General features: G+C 70.0%; 19 protein-coding genes and 1 tRNA gene. 7 read left to right on the top strand and 13 right to left on the bottom strand.

Annotated features, from left to right (window positions below):
• Positions 1-94: 94 nt before the first annotated feature.
• On the bottom strand, positions 95-1,966 hold the full coding sequence (locus tag AB3M34_RS20490) for an acyl-CoA dehydrogenase (protein WP_370616704.1): 1,872 nt from the start codon (positions 1,964-1,966) through the stop codon (positions 95-97).
• A 143-nt stretch (positions 1,967-2,109) separates the two neighbouring features.
• On the opposite strand from AB3M34_RS20490, the gene AB3M34_RS20485 reads away from it, so the two are divergent.
• Positions 2,110-2,568: an RrF2 family transcriptional regulator gene (locus tag AB3M34_RS20485; protein ID WP_370616703.1), complete on the top strand. Its 459-nt coding sequence runs from the start codon at positions 2,110-2,112 to the stop codon at positions 2,566-2,568.
• Between the two features lie 31 nt (positions 2,569-2,599).
• On the opposite strand, the gene AB3M34_RS20480 is transcribed toward AB3M34_RS20485, so the two are convergent.
• Positions 2,600-2,821, bottom strand: a complete 222-nt coding sequence (locus tag AB3M34_RS20480) for a hypothetical protein (RefSeq protein WP_370616702.1) — start codon at positions 2,819-2,821, stop codon at positions 2,600-2,602.
• A gap of 83 nt (positions 2,822-2,904) precedes the next feature.
• Between AB3M34_RS20480 and AB3M34_RS20475 the strand changes: the two genes are divergently transcribed.
• Positions 2,905-3,651 carry a helix-turn-helix domain-containing protein gene (locus tag AB3M34_RS20475; protein ID WP_370616701.1) on the top strand — a complete coding sequence of 249 codons (747 nt, stop codon included), beginning with the start codon at positions 2,905-2,907 and terminating at the stop codon, positions 3,649-3,651.
• Between the two features lie 63 nt (positions 3,652-3,714).
• Here the strand turns inward: AB3M34_RS20475 and AB3M34_RS20470 are convergent, their stop codons facing one another.
• The 4 genes from AB3M34_RS20470 to AB3M34_RS20455 all read right to left on the bottom strand — a co-directional run bounded on the left by AB3M34_RS20470 (position 3,715) and on the right by AB3M34_RS20455 (position 6,653).
• Positions 3,715-5,286, bottom strand: coding sequence for a M20/M25/M40 family metallo-hydrolase (locus tag AB3M34_RS20470; protein ID WP_370616700.1), 1,572 nt, complete (start codon positions 5,284-5,286; stop codon positions 3,715-3,717).
• A 240-nt stretch (positions 5,287-5,526) separates the two neighbouring features.
• Positions 5,527-5,597: transfer RNA gene (locus tag AB3M34_RS20465), tRNA-Gly, on the bottom strand.
• Positions 5,598-5,641: 44 nt separating this feature from the next.
• Complete coding sequence (locus AB3M34_RS20460; protein WP_370616699.1) at positions 5,642-6,370, bottom strand: hypothetical protein; 729 nt, start codon at positions 6,368-6,370, stop codon at positions 5,642-5,644.
• A gap of 70 nt (positions 6,371-6,440) precedes the next feature.
• Entirely contained in the window at positions 6,441-6,653 is a 213-nt protein-coding gene (locus tag AB3M34_RS20455; RefSeq protein ID WP_370616698.1) for a hypothetical protein, read from the bottom strand.
• A 161-nt stretch (positions 6,654-6,814) separates the two neighbouring features.
• On the opposite strand from AB3M34_RS20455, the gene dcd reads away from it, so the two are divergent.
• Positions 6,815-7,390 (top strand): dCTP deaminase, encoded by a 576-nt coding sequence (gene dcd, locus AB3M34_RS20450; protein ID WP_370616697.1) that lies wholly within the window; start codon positions 6,815-6,817, stop codon positions 7,388-7,390.
• A gap of 15 nt (positions 7,391-7,405) precedes the next feature.
• Positions 7,406-8,311 carry a pseudouridine-5'-phosphate glycosidase gene (locus AB3M34_RS20445; RefSeq protein WP_370616696.1) on the top strand — a complete coding sequence of 302 codons (906 nt, stop codon included), beginning with the start codon at positions 7,406-7,408 and terminating at the stop codon, positions 8,309-8,311.
• Between the two features lie 66 nt (positions 8,312-8,377).
• Here AB3M34_RS20445 and AB3M34_RS20440 read toward each other — a convergent pair whose 3' ends face one another.
• Both AB3M34_RS20440 and AB3M34_RS20435 read right to left on the bottom strand, forming a co-directional pair.
• Positions 8,378-8,584 (bottom strand): hypothetical protein, encoded by a 207-nt coding sequence (locus AB3M34_RS20440; RefSeq protein ID WP_370616695.1) that lies wholly within the window; start codon positions 8,582-8,584, stop codon positions 8,378-8,380.
• Between the two features lie 157 nt (positions 8,585-8,741).
• Positions 8,742-8,933: a hypothetical protein gene (locus tag AB3M34_RS20435; RefSeq protein ID WP_370616694.1), complete on the bottom strand. Its 192-nt coding sequence runs from the start codon at positions 8,931-8,933 to the stop codon at positions 8,742-8,744.
• Positions 8,934-9,034: 101 nt separating this feature from the next.
• Between AB3M34_RS20435 and AB3M34_RS20430 the strand changes: the two genes are divergently transcribed.
• From AB3M34_RS20430 to AB3M34_RS20420, 3 genes are all read left to right on the top strand, one after another.
• Entirely contained in the window at positions 9,035-9,943 is a 909-nt protein-coding gene (locus AB3M34_RS20430; RefSeq protein ID WP_370616693.1) for a carbohydrate kinase family protein, read from the top strand.
• A 125-nt stretch (positions 9,944-10,068) separates the two neighbouring features.
• Complete coding sequence (locus AB3M34_RS20425) at positions 10,069-10,989, top strand: ABC transporter ATP-binding protein (protein ID WP_370616692.1); 921 nt, start codon at positions 10,069-10,071, stop codon at positions 10,987-10,989.
• Entirely contained in the window at positions 10,986-11,801 is an 816-nt protein-coding gene (locus tag AB3M34_RS20420) for an ABC transporter permease (protein ID WP_370616691.1), read from the top strand. Before AB3M34_RS20425 ends, AB3M34_RS20420 begins: the two co-directional genes overlap by 4 nt.
• Positions 11,802-11,890: 89 nt before the next feature.
• On the opposite strand, the gene AB3M34_RS20415 is transcribed toward AB3M34_RS20420, so the two are convergent.
• The 5 genes from AB3M34_RS20415 to AB3M34_RS20395 all read right to left on the bottom strand — a co-directional run bounded on the left by AB3M34_RS20415 (position 11,891) and on the right by AB3M34_RS20395 (position 17,817).
• Positions 11,891-12,211, bottom strand: coding sequence for a DMT family transporter (locus AB3M34_RS20415; RefSeq protein ID WP_370616690.1), 321 nt, complete (start codon positions 12,209-12,211; stop codon positions 11,891-11,893).
• Positions 12,211-12,570: a DMT family transporter gene (locus AB3M34_RS20410; protein ID WP_370616689.1), complete on the bottom strand. Its 360-nt coding sequence runs from the start codon at positions 12,568-12,570 to the stop codon at positions 12,211-12,213. Before AB3M34_RS20410 ends, AB3M34_RS20415 begins: the two co-directional genes overlap by 1 nt.
• An 84-nt stretch (positions 12,571-12,654) precedes the next feature.
• Entirely contained in the window at positions 12,655-15,036 is a 2,382-nt protein-coding gene (locus AB3M34_RS20405) for a (Fe-S)-binding protein (RefSeq protein ID WP_370616687.1), read from the bottom strand.
• 79 nt (positions 15,037-15,115) lie between these two features.
• On the bottom strand, positions 15,116-16,543 hold the full coding sequence (locus AB3M34_RS20400) for an APC family permease (RefSeq protein WP_370616686.1): 1,428 nt from the start codon (positions 16,541-16,543) through the stop codon (positions 15,116-15,118).
• A gap of 71 nt (positions 16,544-16,614) precedes the next feature.
• Entirely contained in the window at positions 16,615-17,817 is a 1,203-nt protein-coding gene (locus AB3M34_RS20395; RefSeq protein ID WP_370616684.1) for an MFS transporter, read from the bottom strand.
• Positions 17,818-17,827: the final 10 nt, after the last annotated feature.

Below are 17,827 nucleotides of genomic sequence, written 5' to 3'. Positions count from 1 at the left end.
CTAGGTGACACGGGTCCCGACAGAAGGACCCGACGTCTGCACCCCTGTGCGGGGAGAGACGTCGGGTCGTTCCGTCGGGACGTGCGTCAGTGCGTCAGAACGCAGCCTCGTCGAGATCCATCACGTCGAGATCGGTGGCCTCGGCGATGGCCTTCTCGGCGCTGAGCTTCGGGAGCACCTGGCGGGCGAAGAACTGCGCGGCCGCGACCTTGCCCTCGTAGAAACGCTTGTCCGACTCCGAGACGTCGCCGGAGAGTGCGGCGAGTGCGACCTCGGCGCCACGCAGCAGCAGCCACGCGCAGACGACGTCGCCGAGCGCCATGAGCAGGCGGCTGGTGTTGAGTCCGACCTTGTAGACGTTCTTCGGGTCGCCGCCGTCGGCGGGGTTGGCCGACATTATCTGGCCGAAGACCGTGCCGAGGATGCCCTGGGCGTCCTCGAGGCCCTTCGCGAGCAGCTCGCGCTCGAGCTTGAGGCGACCGTTGCCGGCTTCCGAGGCGATGAAGCCCTGGATCTCCTGGGCGACGTGCGCGATGGCCTGGCCCTGGTCCCTCACGATCTTGCGGAAGAACAGGTCCTGACCCTGGATCGCGGTCGTGCCCTCGTACAGGGTGTCGATCTTGGCGTCGCGGACGTACTGCTCGATCGGGTAGTCCTGGAGGAAGCCCGACCCGCCGAAGGTCTGCAGCGACTCGGTGCCGAGCAGGACCCAGGAACGCTCCGAGCCGTAGCCCTTGACGATCGGGAGCAGGAGGTCGTTGACGCGCTCGGCGAGCTTGTCCTTCTCGCCGGCCGCCTCGGCCTGCATGACGCGGTCCTGCCAGCTGGCGGTGTAGATCACGAGCGAGCGCAGCGCCTCGACGAACGACTTCTGAGTCATCAGCGAGCGGCGGACGTCCGGGTGGTGCGTGATCGTGACGCGCGGGGCGTCCTTGGCCGGGTCCAGCATGTCGGCGCCCTGGACGCGCTCCTTGGCGTAGTCGAGCGCGTTGAGGTATCCGGTCGACAGCGTCGCGATCGCCTTGGTGCCGACGAGCATGCGGGCGTTCTCGATGACCTGGAACATCTGCGCGATGCCGTCGTGGACCTCGCCGAGCAGCCAGCCCTTGGCCGGCTGGCCGTTGCCGACCGACGAGTCTCCGAAGGTGAGCTCGCAGGTCGTGGAGACCTTGATGCCCATCTTCTTCTCGACGTTCGTGACGTACGCGCCGTTGCGGGTGCCGTCGAGCTCGCCGGTCTCGAGGTCGAAGCCGTACTTCGGGACGACGAACAGCGAGAGGCCCTTGGTGCCCGGGCCGCCGGCGCCCTCGATGCCGACCGGGCGCGCGAGCACCAGGTGGATGATGTTCTCGCTCATGTCGTGCTCGGCCGAGGTGATGAAGCGCTTGACGCCCTCGATGTGCCAGGTGCCGTCCTCCTGCAGGTACGCCTTGGTGCGGCCGGCGCCGACGTCGGACCCGGCGTCGGGCTCGGTCAGCACCATGGTCGCGCCCCAGTGGCGCTCGACCATGTGCTTGGCGATCTGCTTGTCACGGTCGGTGCCGTTGCGGTGGACGATGTAGCCGAAGTTCGGACCGGCGGAGTACATCCAGACCGGCGGGTTGGCGCCCAGGACGAGCTCGGCGGTGGACCACACCAGCGATGCCGGAGCCGGCTGGCCGCCGAGCTCGACGGGAAGCTGCAGGCGGAACCACTCGGAGTCCATCCAGGTCTTGTACGCCTTGGCGAAGCCTTCCGGCATCGTCACGGTGCAGGCCTCGGGGTCGTACACCGGCGGGAAGCGGTCGGCGTCAGCGAACGACTCTGCGAGGTCCTCGCGGGCCATCCGGTCGATCTCGCTCAGGATGCTCTTGGCGGTGTCGACGTCGAGGTCCTCGAAGAGGCCCTTCCCGAGGACTTCGTCGCGGCCGAAGACCTCGAAGAGGTTGAACTCGATGTCGCGAAGGTTGCTCTTGTAGTGGCTCACGGCGACAGGTCCCTGTTCGTTCGTGCTGCCTCGCGTGCAGCAGGATTACTAGCGAGTAATAACAGTGTCCTACTCGCAAGTAACCGACGCAAGCCCGGGGCGGCTCAACCCGAGTTCGTGTACGGATCTGGGAGACTTATCTCATGCGGGTCTCCACGAAGTCCGACTACGCCCTCCGCGGTCTCATCGAGATCGCCGGCCGAGACGATTCCTCCCCTGTCTCCGCGGAGGAGATCGGGCGCAAGCAGGAGATCCCGCACGGGTTCCTGCAGGCGATCCTGGCCGACCTCCGACGAGCGGGCATCGTGGTCAGCCAGCGTGGGCAGTCGGGCGGCTGGAGGCTTGCGCGCGAGGCGAGCGACATCTCGGTGGCCGACGTGATCCGCGCGGTCGACGGTCCGCTCGTCAGCGTGTACGGGCTGCGGCCGGAGGCCGTCTCGTACAGCGGCTCTGCCGAGGTGCTCCAGTACGTGTGGATCGCCGCGCGCGCCAGCCTGCGGGAGGTCTTCGAGTCGGTGACGATCCAGCACCTCGCCGACGGTCGGCTCCCCGACGGCGTCGAGTCCCTCACGAAGGACGACGACGCCTGGCAGCCGCACTGACCCTCGGCACGCCGAGGATGCGCCCGGGTGGTCAGGCCTCGGCCGCAGCCAGGGACTCCGGCGGCGGTGTCGCCTGTCCGCGCTGCCGTTCACGGTCCAGGATCGCCTTCGAGACGAGGATGGACGACGTCACGACGCCGAGCGCGAGCAGCGCGAGCTGCATCGGGATCGCCCGGAATCCGAGCAGGAAGAGCGTGCCGAGCCAGGCCGCGACGAGAGCGCAGTTGGCGGCGATGAGGCGCAGGACGAGCAAGGTGACTCCTCGGGGGAAGAAGTCCGACCTAGCCTAGTGGTGCGGCTGTGCGGCGTAGGTCACAGGGCGGCTACGGTGCAGGTATGGCCCCCGTGAACCCCTGGCGCGAGTCCCTCGGCGCCCTCGGCAGCATCTTCATGACGTCGGACCTGATCCGGTCGACGTCGAAGGAGATCGGCATGCCGGCCTCAGCCCTCTACTTCCGCGGTCGCGTCGGCGTTCTCGGTGACGTCACCACCGACGCTGCGTACGACGTCCTCGGGATCTTCCCCCGTCGCGTCATCGACCTGATCTGGGAGCGCAGCGCGAGCGTCTCCGCAGCCGACGCGGCTGCGGCCTACCTCGACACCTGCCACCGGTGGGGTCGCGAGCACCTGCTGGACGACGGCGCCGCGCGTTCGGCGGCGGACCGGCTCGAGAAGGTCCTCGACGAGGCACAGCTTGCGCCGATGCTGCTCGCGCAGGGCTGGCAGCGCGCAGAGCGTCCCGATGACGTGCCCGCACGGCTCGCGCAGGCGGCGATGACGGTGCGCGAGCTCCGGGGCGGCCTGTACTTCGCGGCGCTCGGGCTGGTGGGTCTCTCCGTCCACGCCGCGATGGTGGTCGACTCCGAGGCCGGACCCGACCGCATGCGCTCGCTGGGATGGAACGACGACGAGATCGCCGAGGCGCGCGACGCCCACCGCCCCAGCGACGCGGGTCGCTGGCGCGACGCCGAGAACGCACTCGAAGGGGCGTTCATCGGGCTCCTGGGTGACGTCCTGGGTGCCGACGGGGTGACTGTGCTCGCCGAGGCTCTGCTCGCGGTCAAGCGCACCACGACGCGTTGACGACGACGCCCCTCCGCCCGGAGGCGGAGGGGCGTCGAGCGTTCGGCCGTCGTTCCGGTCGGATCAGCGCGCCGCGTGACCTGCGTGCGCGCCGGCCGTCGGCGCCGAGAGCGCCTGGGCCTTGGCGGCGGCGGCAGCCTTCGCCTTGCGGCTGCCGTCGGGGTACAGCCCGGACTTCGACTTCGTCAACGTCAGCGTCGCGTGCGCGGCAGCATCGCCGAGCTCGTTGAGCGACTTGACGCTGAGGTTGGTGATGTCGTCGCACGCCTGGTGGTAGCACGGGTCGTACCACTCACCGGCCGTGCCGCCGTACACCGCGGCCTGCTCCGGCGTCTTGACGCCTTCAGCCCCCGAGAAGAGACCACCTGCGGGGATGCCCGCCTCGATGAACGGGCCGTAGTCGGACCGCCCGTCGAAGTCGGTCGGCTCGCTGGCCAGGCCCTGGCTCTCGAAGTAGTCGGTGAAGATCGTCTCGATCACGTCGGACCCGGGCGGGCCGACGGGACCGCCGTCGGAGCCGTCGCCGTCGTAGACGAACCTGACGTAGTTCGGCGAGCCGATCATGTCGAAGTTGAGGTTCGCGTAGATCTTCGAGCGCTGGTTGTCGGTCAGCGAGGCGACGTAGTGCTCGGCGCCGAGCAGGCCCGACTCCTCTGCGCCCCAGAAGGCGAAGCGGACGGGACGCGCGAGCTTCTTGGTCAGCTTGAGGTCGGCCATCTCCTGCGCGATCGCCAGGATCCCGGCCGTGCCGCTGCCGTTGTCGTTGATGCCAGGACCGGCCGCGACGGAGTCGAGGTGCGCCCCGACGACGACGACCTGGTCCTTGTTCTTCACCTTCTTGAGGTCCTTGGCTGAGAGGTTCGCGATCACGTTCCAGGTGGTGCGGTCAGGATCGTTCTCGACGTCCGTCGACACGCTGAGGGTGACCGGGCCCGCCTCGAGCTGATCGAGGATGGCGACCGCGTCGGCGTACGAAAGGCCGACCACGGGGATCGGCTTCTCTCCGCCGAGGGTGCCGACGGACAGCTCCGTACGGCCCGGGTTGCCCTCGTTGAAGATGATGAGTGCGTCGTAGCCTGCCGCAGCGGCGTTGTCGGCCTTGACCGCGAAGTCGCAGCCGCCGCGCTGGACGAGCGCGATCGCCGGCTCGGCAGGGGCCGCGGCGAAGTCGCCGGGCTCGCATCCTGCGGTGCTGCTGGGCTCTGGCGTCGCCGGGATGACGTTGTTGGTGGCCGGGACGACGACACCGGTGACGTCGCCGTCACCCGAGTAGTCGTAGACGTCCGTCTCGTAGTCCGTCGGCGTCGGTGAGACCTGCGACAGCGTCGGGTCGGAGAGGGACTGGAAGAACGGGAAGCTGAACGCCTGCTTCGTGACCCGGTAGCCGGATCGGCGCAGCTGCTTGGTGACGTAGTCGACGGACGCCTCGTAGCCGGGGAGCCCGGACGCGCGAGTGCCGTCGTTCTGGTTGGCGATGACCTGGAGCGCGCGGGCGTGCTTCAGGATCCCGTTGACCGTGACTTCCTTGCGGAGCTGGGTCGTGTTGACCTCGTCGATTGCCGCTGCGGGTGTCGCGGTGGTCACCATGGTGGCGGCGACCACTGCTCCCAGGGCTCCGGTGAGTGCTTTTCGCACGTCGGACCTCCTCGTTGAGTCTGTTGGACCCGACTCAACCTAGGTGAGACGTTCGTCACATGCCAGGGGCAGGTCATGAAATGTGGCGGTACGCCGAACATTGTCGTGCTGGGCCTCGAACTCGCGTGGGGACCGCTGGCGACTCTGTGCCTCGTACGCATGAGACGCCGCCGAGTGGAGAGAGACGCTGCGTACGACGAAGGGCCCTCGGACGGTGTCCGGGGCCCTTCGTCACTCGAGAGCGGGCGACGGGAATCGAACCCGCACTATCAGCTTGGGAAGCTGATGTTCTGCCATTGAACTACGCCCGCGAGGCGTGCCGCCGAAGCGACGCGGACCACTCTATACGAGCGCGTCAGCCCACTGTCACGTGGACGTGGTCGAAATGGTTCGCGGTGGAAGAGCCGCGATCCTCCATCGATCTCCAGCCCTCCGAGCCGCGCTGAGTGGTCCAGATCTTCTGGGCCCAGAGGACCTCGGTGACGCCCAGCTTGGAGGCGTTGGCTCGGACGAAGTCGGCGATCGCGTCACCGGTCTCCCCGCTCACCATGATGTCGAGCGCCCGGCCGGAGCCGTGCTCGCCGCCGTCACCCGAGCGGACCCCTCCGTACGAGGTGACGGCCGGGAACTCCGCGCACACCGCGCGGTGGACGGAGATGGCGTTGGCCGTCAGCCCGCTCTCCACGTCGGAGCCGCTCGTGCAGGGCTTGCCGGAGATCCTGCCGGTCGGGCTCACGACGGTGGCGCTCGGATCGGCGGTGGCCTCGGCCGCGCCCGCGACGACCTGCTTGGCCGGGTCGGTGAGGGCGGCGCGTGACGACGAGCGAGTGACGGCGACCTCGCGACGCTCCTCGATGTGCTGCTCGAGCGACGGCGCGGAGGCGATCGACGTGATCGCGACCGGAGAGCTGCCGGGATCCTGGGCGACGGTGGCCGCGAGGGGTGTCGACGCGGCGACGCCGACGACGCCGGCGACCACCAGGCCTGCGAAGGCTGCGGGACGGCGGCGGAGCGTACGGTTGCGCAGCGTCGTCAACGGGGTGCGGCGCGCGCGTGGGGCCTTCCTGCGGCCGGGGGTAGCCACAAGCTCACCTTCCGTAGACTCCGGGGACCCAGGCAGTCAAACACATCCCGGAGGGTGAGCCAAGGGCAGGTCAGACGGGTGTGCTCGCGAGCATCCTGTGGATCAAGGTCCTGACACCGTGGTTGCGCCGTCGCCTGGTGGTCGCCGCGGGTGCTGCGGCCTCGGCCCTCGTCGGCCGCGTCACCGTGCTCGGCGAGGGGTCGTCTCGCCTGCCGTTCCAGCGCAGGCCGGCGAATGCCTCGTACGTGGCCCAGGCTCGGCTGGGCTGCTGCTGGGTCCCCATCGGACGGCCCCCTTGTGCGGCGCCCGACGCCTGGCCGGGCGGTGACTGTGTGACATGGATGACAGATATGTCCGAGATGTCTCGAACGTAGGTCGCGCCGGGGGTCACGCCCTCCGCGCTTGCGCGCGGTCCTCCAGAGGCACCTGCGCTACCGTCGGTCTGTGCTGCTCTCCGACCGCGACATCCGTGCCGAGCTCGACAACGAGCGGATCGTCGTCGACCCCTACGACGAGGCGATGATGCAGCCGTCGAGCATCGACGTACGCCTCGACAAGTTCTTCCGGGTGTTCGAGAACCACCGCTACCCGCACATCGACCCGGCCGAGGACCAGTCAGACCTCACCAAGGAGGTCACGGCGGCCGACGGCGCGCCGTTCATCCTGCACCCCGGCGAGTTCGTCCTCGGGTCGACCTACGAACGGGTCGCACTGCCGGTCGACGTCGCCGCTCGGGTCGAGGGCAAGTCGTCGCTCGGCCGGCTCGGGCTCCTGACCCACGCGACCGCAGGCTTCGTCGACCCGGGGTTCGACGGCCACGTCACGCTCGAGCTGGCGAACGTCGCGACGCTCCCGATCAAGCTCTACCCCGGCATGAAGATCGGCCAGCTGTGCTTCTTCCGGCTGTCGTCGCCGGCGGAGCACCCGTACGGCTCGGAGAAGTACGGGTCGCGCTACCAGGGTCAGCGCGGGCCGACGCCGTCGCGTTCGTACGCCAATTTCCACCGTACGAAGATCTGACGCGACACTGGTCGGATGAACATCCACCCCGAGGTCTCTGCCGCCCTCGAGGCCGGCCGTCCGGTCGTCGCGCTCGAGTCCACGATCATCTCCCACGGTCTGCCGCGGCCCCGCAACCTGCAGGCGGCCCGCGACTTCGAGGCGATCCTGCGCGAGCGCGACGTCGTCCCGGCCACCATCGCCGTCGTCGACGGAGAGCCGCACGTCGGTCTGGACGAGGCTGCCCTCGAGCGGATCGCGCTGGACGACTCGGTGGTGAAGGTCTCGGTCCGTGACCTGCCGGTCGCGATGGCGACGCGCGCGTCCGGTGCCACGACGGTCGCCGCAACCGCGTTCCTCGCCGCCAAGGCGGGCATCCGGGTCTTCTCGACCGGTGGCCTCGGCGGTGTGCACCGCGGAGCGAGCGACACCTTCGACGAGTCCGCCGACCTCACGATGCTGGCCCAGACGCCGATCACCGTGGTGTCGGCCGGCGTGAAGTCGATCCTCGACATCCCGGCGACGCTCGAGCGACTCGAGACCCTCAGCGTCACGGTGGTCGGCTACGGGACCGACCGGTTCCCGAGCTTCTGGCTGACGGAGTCTGGTGAGACGGTCGACTGGGCGGTGCCTGACGCGGAGACGGTCGCGGCGGTGATGGCCTCGAACGACCTGCTCGCGCGAGCGAGTGCCGTGCTCGTCGCCAACCCGCTGCCGTACGAGAAGCAGCTCGACCCGCAGGTCCACCAGGACGCCCTGCGGCAGGCGCTGGCAGAGGCCGAGCGGGACGGCATCACCGGCAAGGACGTCAGCCCGTACCTGCTGGCACGGATCGTCGAGCTCACCAGCGGCTCCAGCCTCGAGGTGAACCTCGACATCGCGGCCAACAACATCAGGGTCGGTGCGGCGATCGCGATCGCCTGGAGCGCACGAGACCGGTGACACCGGAAGTCGGTGCCACCGGTCTCGGTGGTGTGGCGGCTCGTCGGCACGCGGCCTGAGCCACGGTCAGCGGGTCGTGCGTGCCGGCTGCGGCCGCACCGGGCGGCTGTCGAGACGGTCCGCCAGCCGGTGCAGCGTCCTCGCGGTCAGCGTCCGCATCGGCGTGCGCTGCCGAGTGGTGTGCTGCGTGCCGAGGTGGCGCCGCTGCTCGTTGCGTCGGTTGAGCTCTTTCTCGCGCATCTGCATGAGAAGGAGATGGGTGTGCTCGTTCATGGTGGTGCCCCTGTTCGCCTGTGCAGGCGTCGTCGACGTGCCCCGTGCGGGAGACGTCGGAGTCGTGAAGTCGTGCAGACCGGTGAGCAGTCACAGGTCGTGGCGGCGACCGCGGTCAGCGGTGCTCAGCAGTGCGTCGGCCCGGGGCGACCTGGGGTCACATCGGACGAGTGGGATCGGTCGACCCTGCGGGGAGGGCGTCCACGGCGTCGGCGAACCGACGAAGCGTGTCCGCGGCTCGTACCCGCCAGGAGGCCTGATGGATCGTCCCGGCACGTGCGCGCCCCATCGTGCGGCGCAGCTGTGCCTCCCGCTGACGCGTGAGGAGATCGTGGGTGTAGTCGTCCATCTCTAGCCTCCTTCCGGCACTCGTTCGTGTGCGACTTCCCCGAGACTAGAGGGAGGGGCAGGTACGACGCATCCGATTATTCGACGGGTAGCGTTCGGCCCATGGCGCGCATCCTCGTGGTCGGCGACGTGGTCGACGATCTCATCGTCCGACCCCTGACCGCGGTGACCCCGGCGAGCGACACCCCGGCAGTCATCCGGAGGCGTGACGGCGGATCCGCCGCGAACGTCGCCGCCTGGCTCGGCTGGCTCGGCGCAGACGTGATGTTCGTCGGGCGTGCGGGCAAGAACGGAGCACGTCGGCACACCGAGGCGCTCGAGCGCTTCGGCGTCCAGACGCGGATCGCCGCCGACGGCGAACGAGACACCGCGACGATCGTCATCACGCTCGACGGTGGCGGCGAGAGGACGATGTACGTCGACCGCGGTGCCAACAGCGGGCTGTCGACGAAGGATGTCCCCCTCTCGGCGTGGAAGGACGTCCGGTGGGTCCACCTCACCGGCTACTCGTTCTTCGACCCGGCCACGCGGCCGGTGGCGCAGGAGATTGTCGCTCGGGCCCGCGACCGCGGTGCTGCCGTGTCCGTGGATCCTGCGTCGATCGCCTTCCTGCGCGACGTCGGTGTCGACGCGTTCGTCTCCTGGACCCGCGAGGTGGACGTGATCCTCCCGAACCTCGACGAGCTGTGCTGCATGACCGGCGAGGACGACCCCGACCGTGCCGTGCTCGAGCTGAGCCGGTGGTACCCGACCGTCGTCGCGACGCTCGGCGCCTCGGGAGCCCTCCAGATGACGCCCGACGGGTTCGTGGTGCGCCAGCGTGCGGAGAAGGCCGAGGTCGAGGACCTGACCGGTGCGGGCGACGCCTTCACGGCCGGGTTCCTGGCGGCCAGCGCCGACGGCGTCGACCCGCAGCAGGCGCTGAGGCGCGGCGCGGAGACGGCTGCGCTCGCGGTCGGCCGCACGGGGGCGCGACCGCCGCTCGGTGAGGCGCGCCCGCTGCTGGGCTGACCGCCGACCCGTACCGAACCCAGGGTCGGCTCAGGGGGCGGCCGGGGTTGTTCCCCGATGGGCGAGGCGCGCGATCCGGGCACCGTAGTAGCCATGGACACGTCAGTCACCCGGGCGGCGATCGTATGATCCGCGCTCAAGCACTCAGCAAGAAGTTCGGAGACAAGACCGCCGTCGACGCGATCGACTTCACGGTCAAGCCGGGACGCGTCACCGGGTTCCTCGGCCCCAACGGCGCCGGCAAGTCGACGACCATGCGGATGATCCTGGGGCTCGACGCCCCGACGTCCGGCACGGTCACCGTGAACGGGCACCGTCACCTGACCTCGCCCGCGCCGCTGCGCTCCATCGGCGCTCTCATCGACGCCCACGCATTCCACCCGGGTCGCTCCGCGCGGGACCACCTCCGCTGGCTCGCCGCCAGCAACGGCATCCCGAGCACCCGCGTCGGTGAGGTGCTCGAGCTCGTCGGCATCGAGTCCGTCGCTCGCCAGCGCGCCGGCCGCTACTCGCTCGGCATGGGGCAGCGGCTCGGCATCGCCGCCGCACTGATCGGGGATCCGCCGGTCGTCGTTCTCGACGAGCCGGTCAACGGGCTCGACCCCGAGGGCATCCGGTGGGTCCGCGCGTTGGCTCGCCAGCTCGCCGACGAGGGGAGGACGGTGTTCGTCTCCAGCCACCTCATGTCCGAGATGGCGCTGACCGCCGACCACCTGATCGTGATCGGTCGCGGCCAGATCCTCGCCGACACCTCGACGGAGGACTTCATCTCCACGCACGCCGCGTCGTACGTCCGGGTGAAGTCGCCCGTGCGGGCGCAGATCGGCTCGCTCCTCGAGCGGGCCGGACTGGACGTCGTCGCCGTCGACGACGCCCTCCACGTCCAGGGGATCGACGCCGCGGCGATCGGCGACCTGGTCCACGGGCAGGGGCTGGCGCTCCACGAGCTCACGCTCGTCCGATCGTCGCTGGAGGACGCCTTCATGACGCTGACAGCCGACAGCGTCGAGTACGCGTCGAAGACCCGTGAAGAGGTGGCGGCATGACCGCGACAGTGCTCAGCGTCACCGATGCTGTCGAGGACGTGGTGACCCGACAGGGCTTCGGCGACGTCCTCCGCGCCGAGTGGATCAAGCTGCGGACGGTCCGTTCGACCTGGTGGACCCTGGCCGCGCTGGTCGGGCTCGGCGCCGGTCTCACGATCGTGATGTGCTGGGGCAACGCCGACTGGCTCGCCTCCGAGGGCGCCGACGAGTCACCCGGCTCGTTCATCACCTGGGGCATGATGATCGCCCAGATCACGGCTGTGGTGCTCGGCGTCCTCGCGGTCACCAACGAGTACGGCACCGGGATGATCCGGACCACGTTCGCGGCCGTGCCGCGGCGTGGACGCGTCCTCGCCGCCAAGTCGCTCCTCGTGGCCGGCGTGCTGTTCGTGGTCGGTACGGCCACGGCGCTGATCGGCTACTTCGGCGGCAACTTCTTCTTCGAGCGCGAAGGCATCGGCATGGCGCTGGAGGGCGACGTGCTGCGGTCGATGTACGGCAGCGGCCTCTACATGGCCGGGCTCGGTCTGCTCTCGGTCGCCGTCGGTACGCTCCTGCGGCACACCGCCGGAGCCATCACGATCACCATCGCCGTCGTCTTCGTCGTCAGCAACATGATCGCGCTGGTCCCCGGTGACATCGGGCTCTTCCTGGAGCGCGTCATGCCCGGCAACGCAGGGTCCGCGGTCGCCGTCCCGGTGGCGTTCAACCCGAACCTCCTCGACGCCTGGCCCAGCTTCGCGATCTTCACCGCGGAGATCACCGTGCTGATGGTGGCCGCAGCGGTCGCGGTCCGGCGCCGCGACGCCTGACGCGTCACTCCATCGCCGCGAGGTAGGCGACCCAGCCCCCGGCATCGGTGATGTCGGGGGCTTTCGCCGCGCTCGCGACGTCGCAGCCGTCAGTGGGCGGCGCCGAGCTCCACGAGCAGGACGCCGGCCGCGATGAGCGCGATGCCGCCGGCCATCACGACGGTGAGCGGTTCACCGAACAGCAGCCACGACGCGACTGCGGTGAGGGCCACGCCGCTGGCCGCCCAGATCCCGTACGCGACTCCGAGCGCCATGCCTGCGTCGAGGCTCAGTGCCAGGCAGGAGAAGGCGACGAGGTAGCCCGTGACGACGGCGGCGTACCAGGCGCGCCGCCCGGTGGCCGCCATCCGCAGCGACAGCGTCGCGGCGACCTCGACGAGGATTGCGCCAGCGAGGAAGAGCCACGCCATCAGGTCGCTCCGGTCTCGTCGGCGCGCGCCCGGGCGTGCGCTGCCTGGGATCCCAGCTCCACGGCCAGGACGCCGCCGACGATCAGGACCAGGCCGAGCGCCATGAGCGACGTGAACGACTCGTCGTACAGGACCGCGGAGAGGATGGCGGTCGCGGCGACACCGAGGGCGCCCCAGATGCCGTAGGCGACGCCGAGCGGCATGCCCAGCCGGAGGACGGCCGTCAGCAGCGCGAAGGACGCGGCGTAGCCCACGACCACGACGGCGTACAGCGATGGGCGGTCCAGGGCTCCCTTGAGCGAGAGGGAGGCGGTCACCTCGCAGGCGATGGCGCCGCCGAGCAGGAGCCATCTGGTCATGGTCGAGTATCCCCTGACAAGAGATGAGGCGTTCCGACCACCCAGTGGTCGAAACGCCTCATCCTTCGTGAGAGCGACGCGCGGTCAGGCCTTCGGGTGGCCGTGACCCTCGTCGTCGACGTGGACCTCGGACTCCTCGGCGATCTCCGCGTTCTCGGCAGGGGTGCCGGCCTCGGGATCGTCGAGCTCGGCACCCGGACCCTCGGGCCGCTCGAGGACAGCGGTGGCCGTGGCTGCCATGCCGGCGTCCGCGGCCGTCATGTCGGGACCCGGCTCTGTCGCGCCTGCGGTGTCGGCCTTCCGCTTCACGCCGGCGAGCAAGAGCTGTGCGACGTCGAGGACCTCGACCTCCTCGCGTGCGGCACCGTCGGCCTGCTTGGCGGTGAGGCCGTCGGCGAGCATGACGCGGCAGAACGGGCAGCCGACGGCGATCTGGTCGGCACCGGTGTCGATGGCCTCCTGGGTGCGGTTGAGGTTGATGCGCTCGCCGAGCGTCTCCTCCATCCACATCCGGGCGCCGCCCGCACCGCAGCAGAACGACCGCTCGGAGTTGCGGGGCATCTCCTTGAGCTCGGCGTTGGGGATGACGTCGAGGAGCTCGCGCGGCGCCTCGTACACCTGGTTGTGACGGCCGAGGAAGCACGGGTCGTGGTAGGTGATGGTCTTGCCGGCCACGCTCGAGTCCGAGGGAGCGACGGGGGTCAGCCTGCCCTCGCGCACGAGCCGGTTGAGCAGCTGCGTGTGGTGGACGACCTCGAGCTCGACACCGAAGTCGGCGTACTCGTTCTTGAGCGTGTTGAAGCAGTGCGCACAGGTCGAGACGACCTTCTTGACCTTGGTCTCCTTGAAGACCTCGGCGTTCTGCATCGCCAGCTGGGCGAAGACGATCTCGTTGCCGGCGCGGCGAGCCGGGTCTCCGGTGCAGGTCTCGCCGTCACCGAGCACGGCGAACGAGACGCCCGCGGTGTCCAGGAGCTCGGCGACCGCTTGGGTCGTCTTCTTGGCGCGGTCCTCGTACGCTCCCGCGCAGCCGACCCAGAACAGCCAGTCGACCTCGTCGAGGTCCTCGATGTCGACGCCGACCTGCTTGACCTCGAAGTCGAGGTCCCTCGCCCAGTCCATCCGGTTCTTGGGCGACATGCCCCAGGGGTTCCCCTTGCGCTCGAGGCCCTTGAAGATGTTGTTGAGCTCGGTGGGGAAGTTCGACTCGACGAGCACCTGGTAGCGCCGCATGTCGACGATGTGGTCGACGTGCTCGATGTCGACGGGGCACTGCTGCACGCACGCGCCACAGTTGGTGCACGACCACAGCACGTCGGGATCGATGACGCCGTAAACCGACTCGTCGCCGATCAGCGGGCGCTCGCTCTCCTTGACGACGTCCTCCGACAGGCCTTCACGGCCGTCCTCGCCGGCCAGGACGTACGGGGACTTCGCGTACGCGTGCTCGCGCAGGCCCATCACGAGGAGCTTGGGGGAGAGGGGCTTGTCGGTGTTCCAGGCGGGGCACTGTGACTGGCAGCGGCCGCACTCGGTGCAGGTCGTGAAGTCGAGGATGCCCTTCCAGGAGAAGTCCTCGACGGCACCGACGCCGAGCTTGGAGAAGTCCTCCTCCTCGAGGTCCTCCATCTTCTCGAGGTCCAGCGGCTCGCCCTTGATGTAGATCGGCTGGAGTGCGCCGAGCGCCGTGCGGCCTGACGAGTCGCGCTTGAACCAGATGTTGAACCAGGCGGTGAAGCGGTGCCAGGCGACGCCCATCGTGATGTTGAGCGAGATGGTGATCAACCAGGTCATCGAGATGACGATCTTGACCATCGCGACGGCGTAGATGGTCGTCTCGAGCGCGCTGGCCGACATGCCCGAGAAGATCTCGCCGAGCCAGAACGTGCCGGGGAAGTGGACGAAGGTGGCCTCGGCCGGGTCGTCGAGGGAGAAGAGGGCGTACTCGAGACCGCGGAGCAGGAACCCGCAGACGACGACGGCGAGGATGACGGCCTCGACGAAGTAGGCCTGCCAGAACGTCGACCCGAAGAACCGGGACTTGCGCCCGAGCTGGTTCGGCTTGTTCCGCTGGCGGACGACGATGAGGTAGAGGATGCCGATCAGGGTCAGCCAGGAGAGGAGGTCGGCCACCCACTGGTAGACGACCCAGTGCCCGATGATCGGGAGGACGGCGTGGGCGTCGAAGATCTGGAAGTAGGCCGCGGCCACCATCGTGGACAGCAGGATGAACCCGGCGAACACGAACCAGTGCATGATGCCGATCCAGTGCCACTGCAGCATCCGGGTGTGGCCGATGGTCTCGACCAGCATGTTCTTCCAGCGCGCACCTTGGTTGTCCGTGCGCGTGCCCCGTGTCGGCCCGCCCATCCGCACGACGTGCACCATCTGCGTGATCGCCTTGGCGGCGAGCGCGACGGCGACTGCGGTGATGGCCAGGGAGACGACGATCGCGACGACCTGCATGCTCAGCTCCTGCCGGTAGTACGGTCAAGCGAACCTTAGCCCCACAGCGGCGGCGCCTAGGGGTTAGGTACGCCAAACACTACCGGTCGGTAACCTCGTCCGCCGTCAGCGCATCCCTATCGTCGTGGCTCCCCAGTCGGGTCAACGCCCACGGACGCCGCCGGTCGAGCGACGCCGCCCACACCGCACCTCCCGCTGCGCAGGCCAGCGTGGTCGCCATCGTGGTGTGGCCCTCGCCTCCCCAGGGCTGGACCGTCATCGCAAGGAGAACCGCCAGCATCGCAGTGGCGCCCGCCGCATGCAGGACCGCGGTGCGGCGTCGAAGCGCGCCGCGCCGCTGCAGGAACGGGGTGGCCGCGAGGCACGTGAGGGTGAACGCGATCAGCAGCGCGGCCGTCGAGCTCTCGCCCAGCACGGTCACGACCGTGCGCTCGTCAGGCGCGACCAGGAACGCGACGGCGGAGGGTCCGAGCACCATGGCGGTGGCGGCGCCGACCGCAGCCGTCGGCGTCCCGCGACGGGCGTGGGTCGCACCCAGCCGTGCCGGCAGTGCGCCATCCCGCGCCAGCGAGAGCGTCAGCCGAGCGAGCGCCGCCCACACGGCCAGCACGCACCCGACGTAGGAGAGCAGCCGGACTGCCCGCACGATCGCGACCGACGCGTCGTGGTTCGCGCCGGGCGGGAACCACTGGAGCATGCTGCCGACACCGTCGACCGGCGCTGGCCCGAACAGGGCACTGACGAAGAGAGTCGCGACGACGACGGCCAGTGCGACGGACGTGGCGCGGGGGACGGACGCGTGCGGGCGCGCCGCCTCGGCGGACAGGGACGTGGCGGCCGAGAACCCGACCAGGCACGCGACAGCGAGCACGACGCCCCGCGCGATCCCTGCCGGCTCCGCTCCCTCGAGGGTGAGAGTCATCGCGGCCGGCACCCCGGCCCGCGCGACCGACGTCACGACGAGGGCCAGGACGGCGAGGAGCGCTGTGCTCGCGGCCGCCAACGTGACCAACAGCGACACCCGCGTGGAGAGTGCCAGGGCCGCGCCGCACGCCGCCGTGAAGACTAGTGCGACGAGCAGCTCCCGCACCCCGACCGAGCCCGGCGCTCGGGACGGGTCGAGCAGCTCGGTCGCCGTGATCGCTGAACGCACGATGCACCAGCTCGCGAGCATGCCGTACCCGATCACGAGCGACACCGCCGCGATCAGCCCGCCGACCGGGCCGAGGCCCAGGGCGACGTACGAGGAGAGAGAGCCCGCGGACGCCACTCGTGACGAGAACTGGAACAGCGCCCGGTTGACGAGCCACACGAGGGCGCCCGCGATCACCACGCAGAGCCAAGCGCCGCGACCGGCGACAGCGGTGAGCGTGAACGGGATCGTCAGTGCCATCGACGCCGGCATCGCGGCCCCGAGGGACTGCCCGAGGACCGGCGCGAACGGGAGCGTCCCCTGAGCAGGGTCCGTCACATCGGGCCGGGTCGTCGACGGCGCGGGGCCGCTCATCGCTCGCTCGCGGAGATCACGTGGGAACCGCCGGTCTCGGCCCTGCTCGGGCGTGGTCGTGGGGGAGGAGGCTATCGCAGCGGCGCCTCCGCGTCGACGGGTACGAGCGGTGCAGCAACGACGGGGCACAGGGCCACCAGGGCGAACGCCAGGGGGAAGCCCAGCAGCGTGACCGCGCCGCCGATCAGCGGGGGCACGGCAGAGGCGGCGAGGTACTGGCCGGTGTTCTGGATGCCGAGCGCACGGCCGGACCAGAACGGGCCCGCATGCTCGGCGATCGCGGTGAACGCGAGCCCGTTGTCGGCCACGGTGACGACGGTGGCGACGACGAGCAGCACGACCGCGACCATGTCCCAGCCGACCCGGTCCGTGACCGCGAGGCCGACCATCGTCGACGCTGCGGCGATCGCGACCCAGCGCATCGGGCGGAGCCTGCTGCCGACGAGATCGGAGAGCTGCCCCGCGCCGATCCGGCCGACAGCGCCGAGCAGCTGGGTAGCCGCGACCAGGCCTCCGGCGATCCCGGCCGACCACCCCAGATCGCCGACCAGCCACACGAGCGCGAACGTCCAGACGGTGAACTGCGGGACGACGAGCAGCATCGACGCGAGATGGATGCGGACGAGGTAGCCGTTGCCGTACGGGTGGGCGAGCTGCCCGGCGGCCTGCGCGTCGGCGCGGCTCGGGCGAGGCGGGTCGGCGACGACGAGGGCGCACGCGGCGGCGGCCAGGGCAGCGGCGGCGGCCGGCACCCAGAGCGCGGCCGAGATCCCGTGGGCGGCGGCCAGCGGAGCCATCGTGGCCGCGGCGAGCCCGACTCCGAGCGGCTGGGCCATCTGGCGGATCCCCATCGCGAGCCCTCGCCTGTGCGGGGGGAACCATCCGGCGACCACGCGGCCGGACGCGGAGTTCGTGCTCGCGGCGAACGCCCCCGCGATCAGGAGGGCGCCGCAGAGCACCGCGAGGTTGCCGGCGACAGCGACTGCAAGGACGGCGCTGAGCGCCGTGCCGGCGGTCCCGCTGATGAGGACGAGGCGCTCGCCGTACCGGTCGGCGACCGCTCCCCACACGACGAGGGTGAGCATGGTGCCGATCAACGGCATGGAGGCGACGAGGCCGGCGGTGGACAGCGAGCGTCCCTGTGACTGGAGCGTGGGAATGAGGAAGGCCGCTCCGTGCGCGAGGCAGGCGCCGGAGACCTGTGCGCCCGTGGCGACGGCGAGCATGCTCCAGTGGCGCGCCGTGACGGGAGGTGCGGCGATCGACGAATCCATATGTTGAGAC

It is taken from the genome of Mumia sp. Pv4-285, assembly GCF_041320275.1.
GTDB classification, from domain to species: Bacteria; Actinomycetota; Actinomycetes; order Propionibacteriales; family Nocardioidaceae; genus Mumia; species Mumia qirimensis.
The sequence above is the reverse complement of the archived record's forward strand: the minus strand, read 5'-3'. Positions and strand labels throughout refer to the sequence as shown.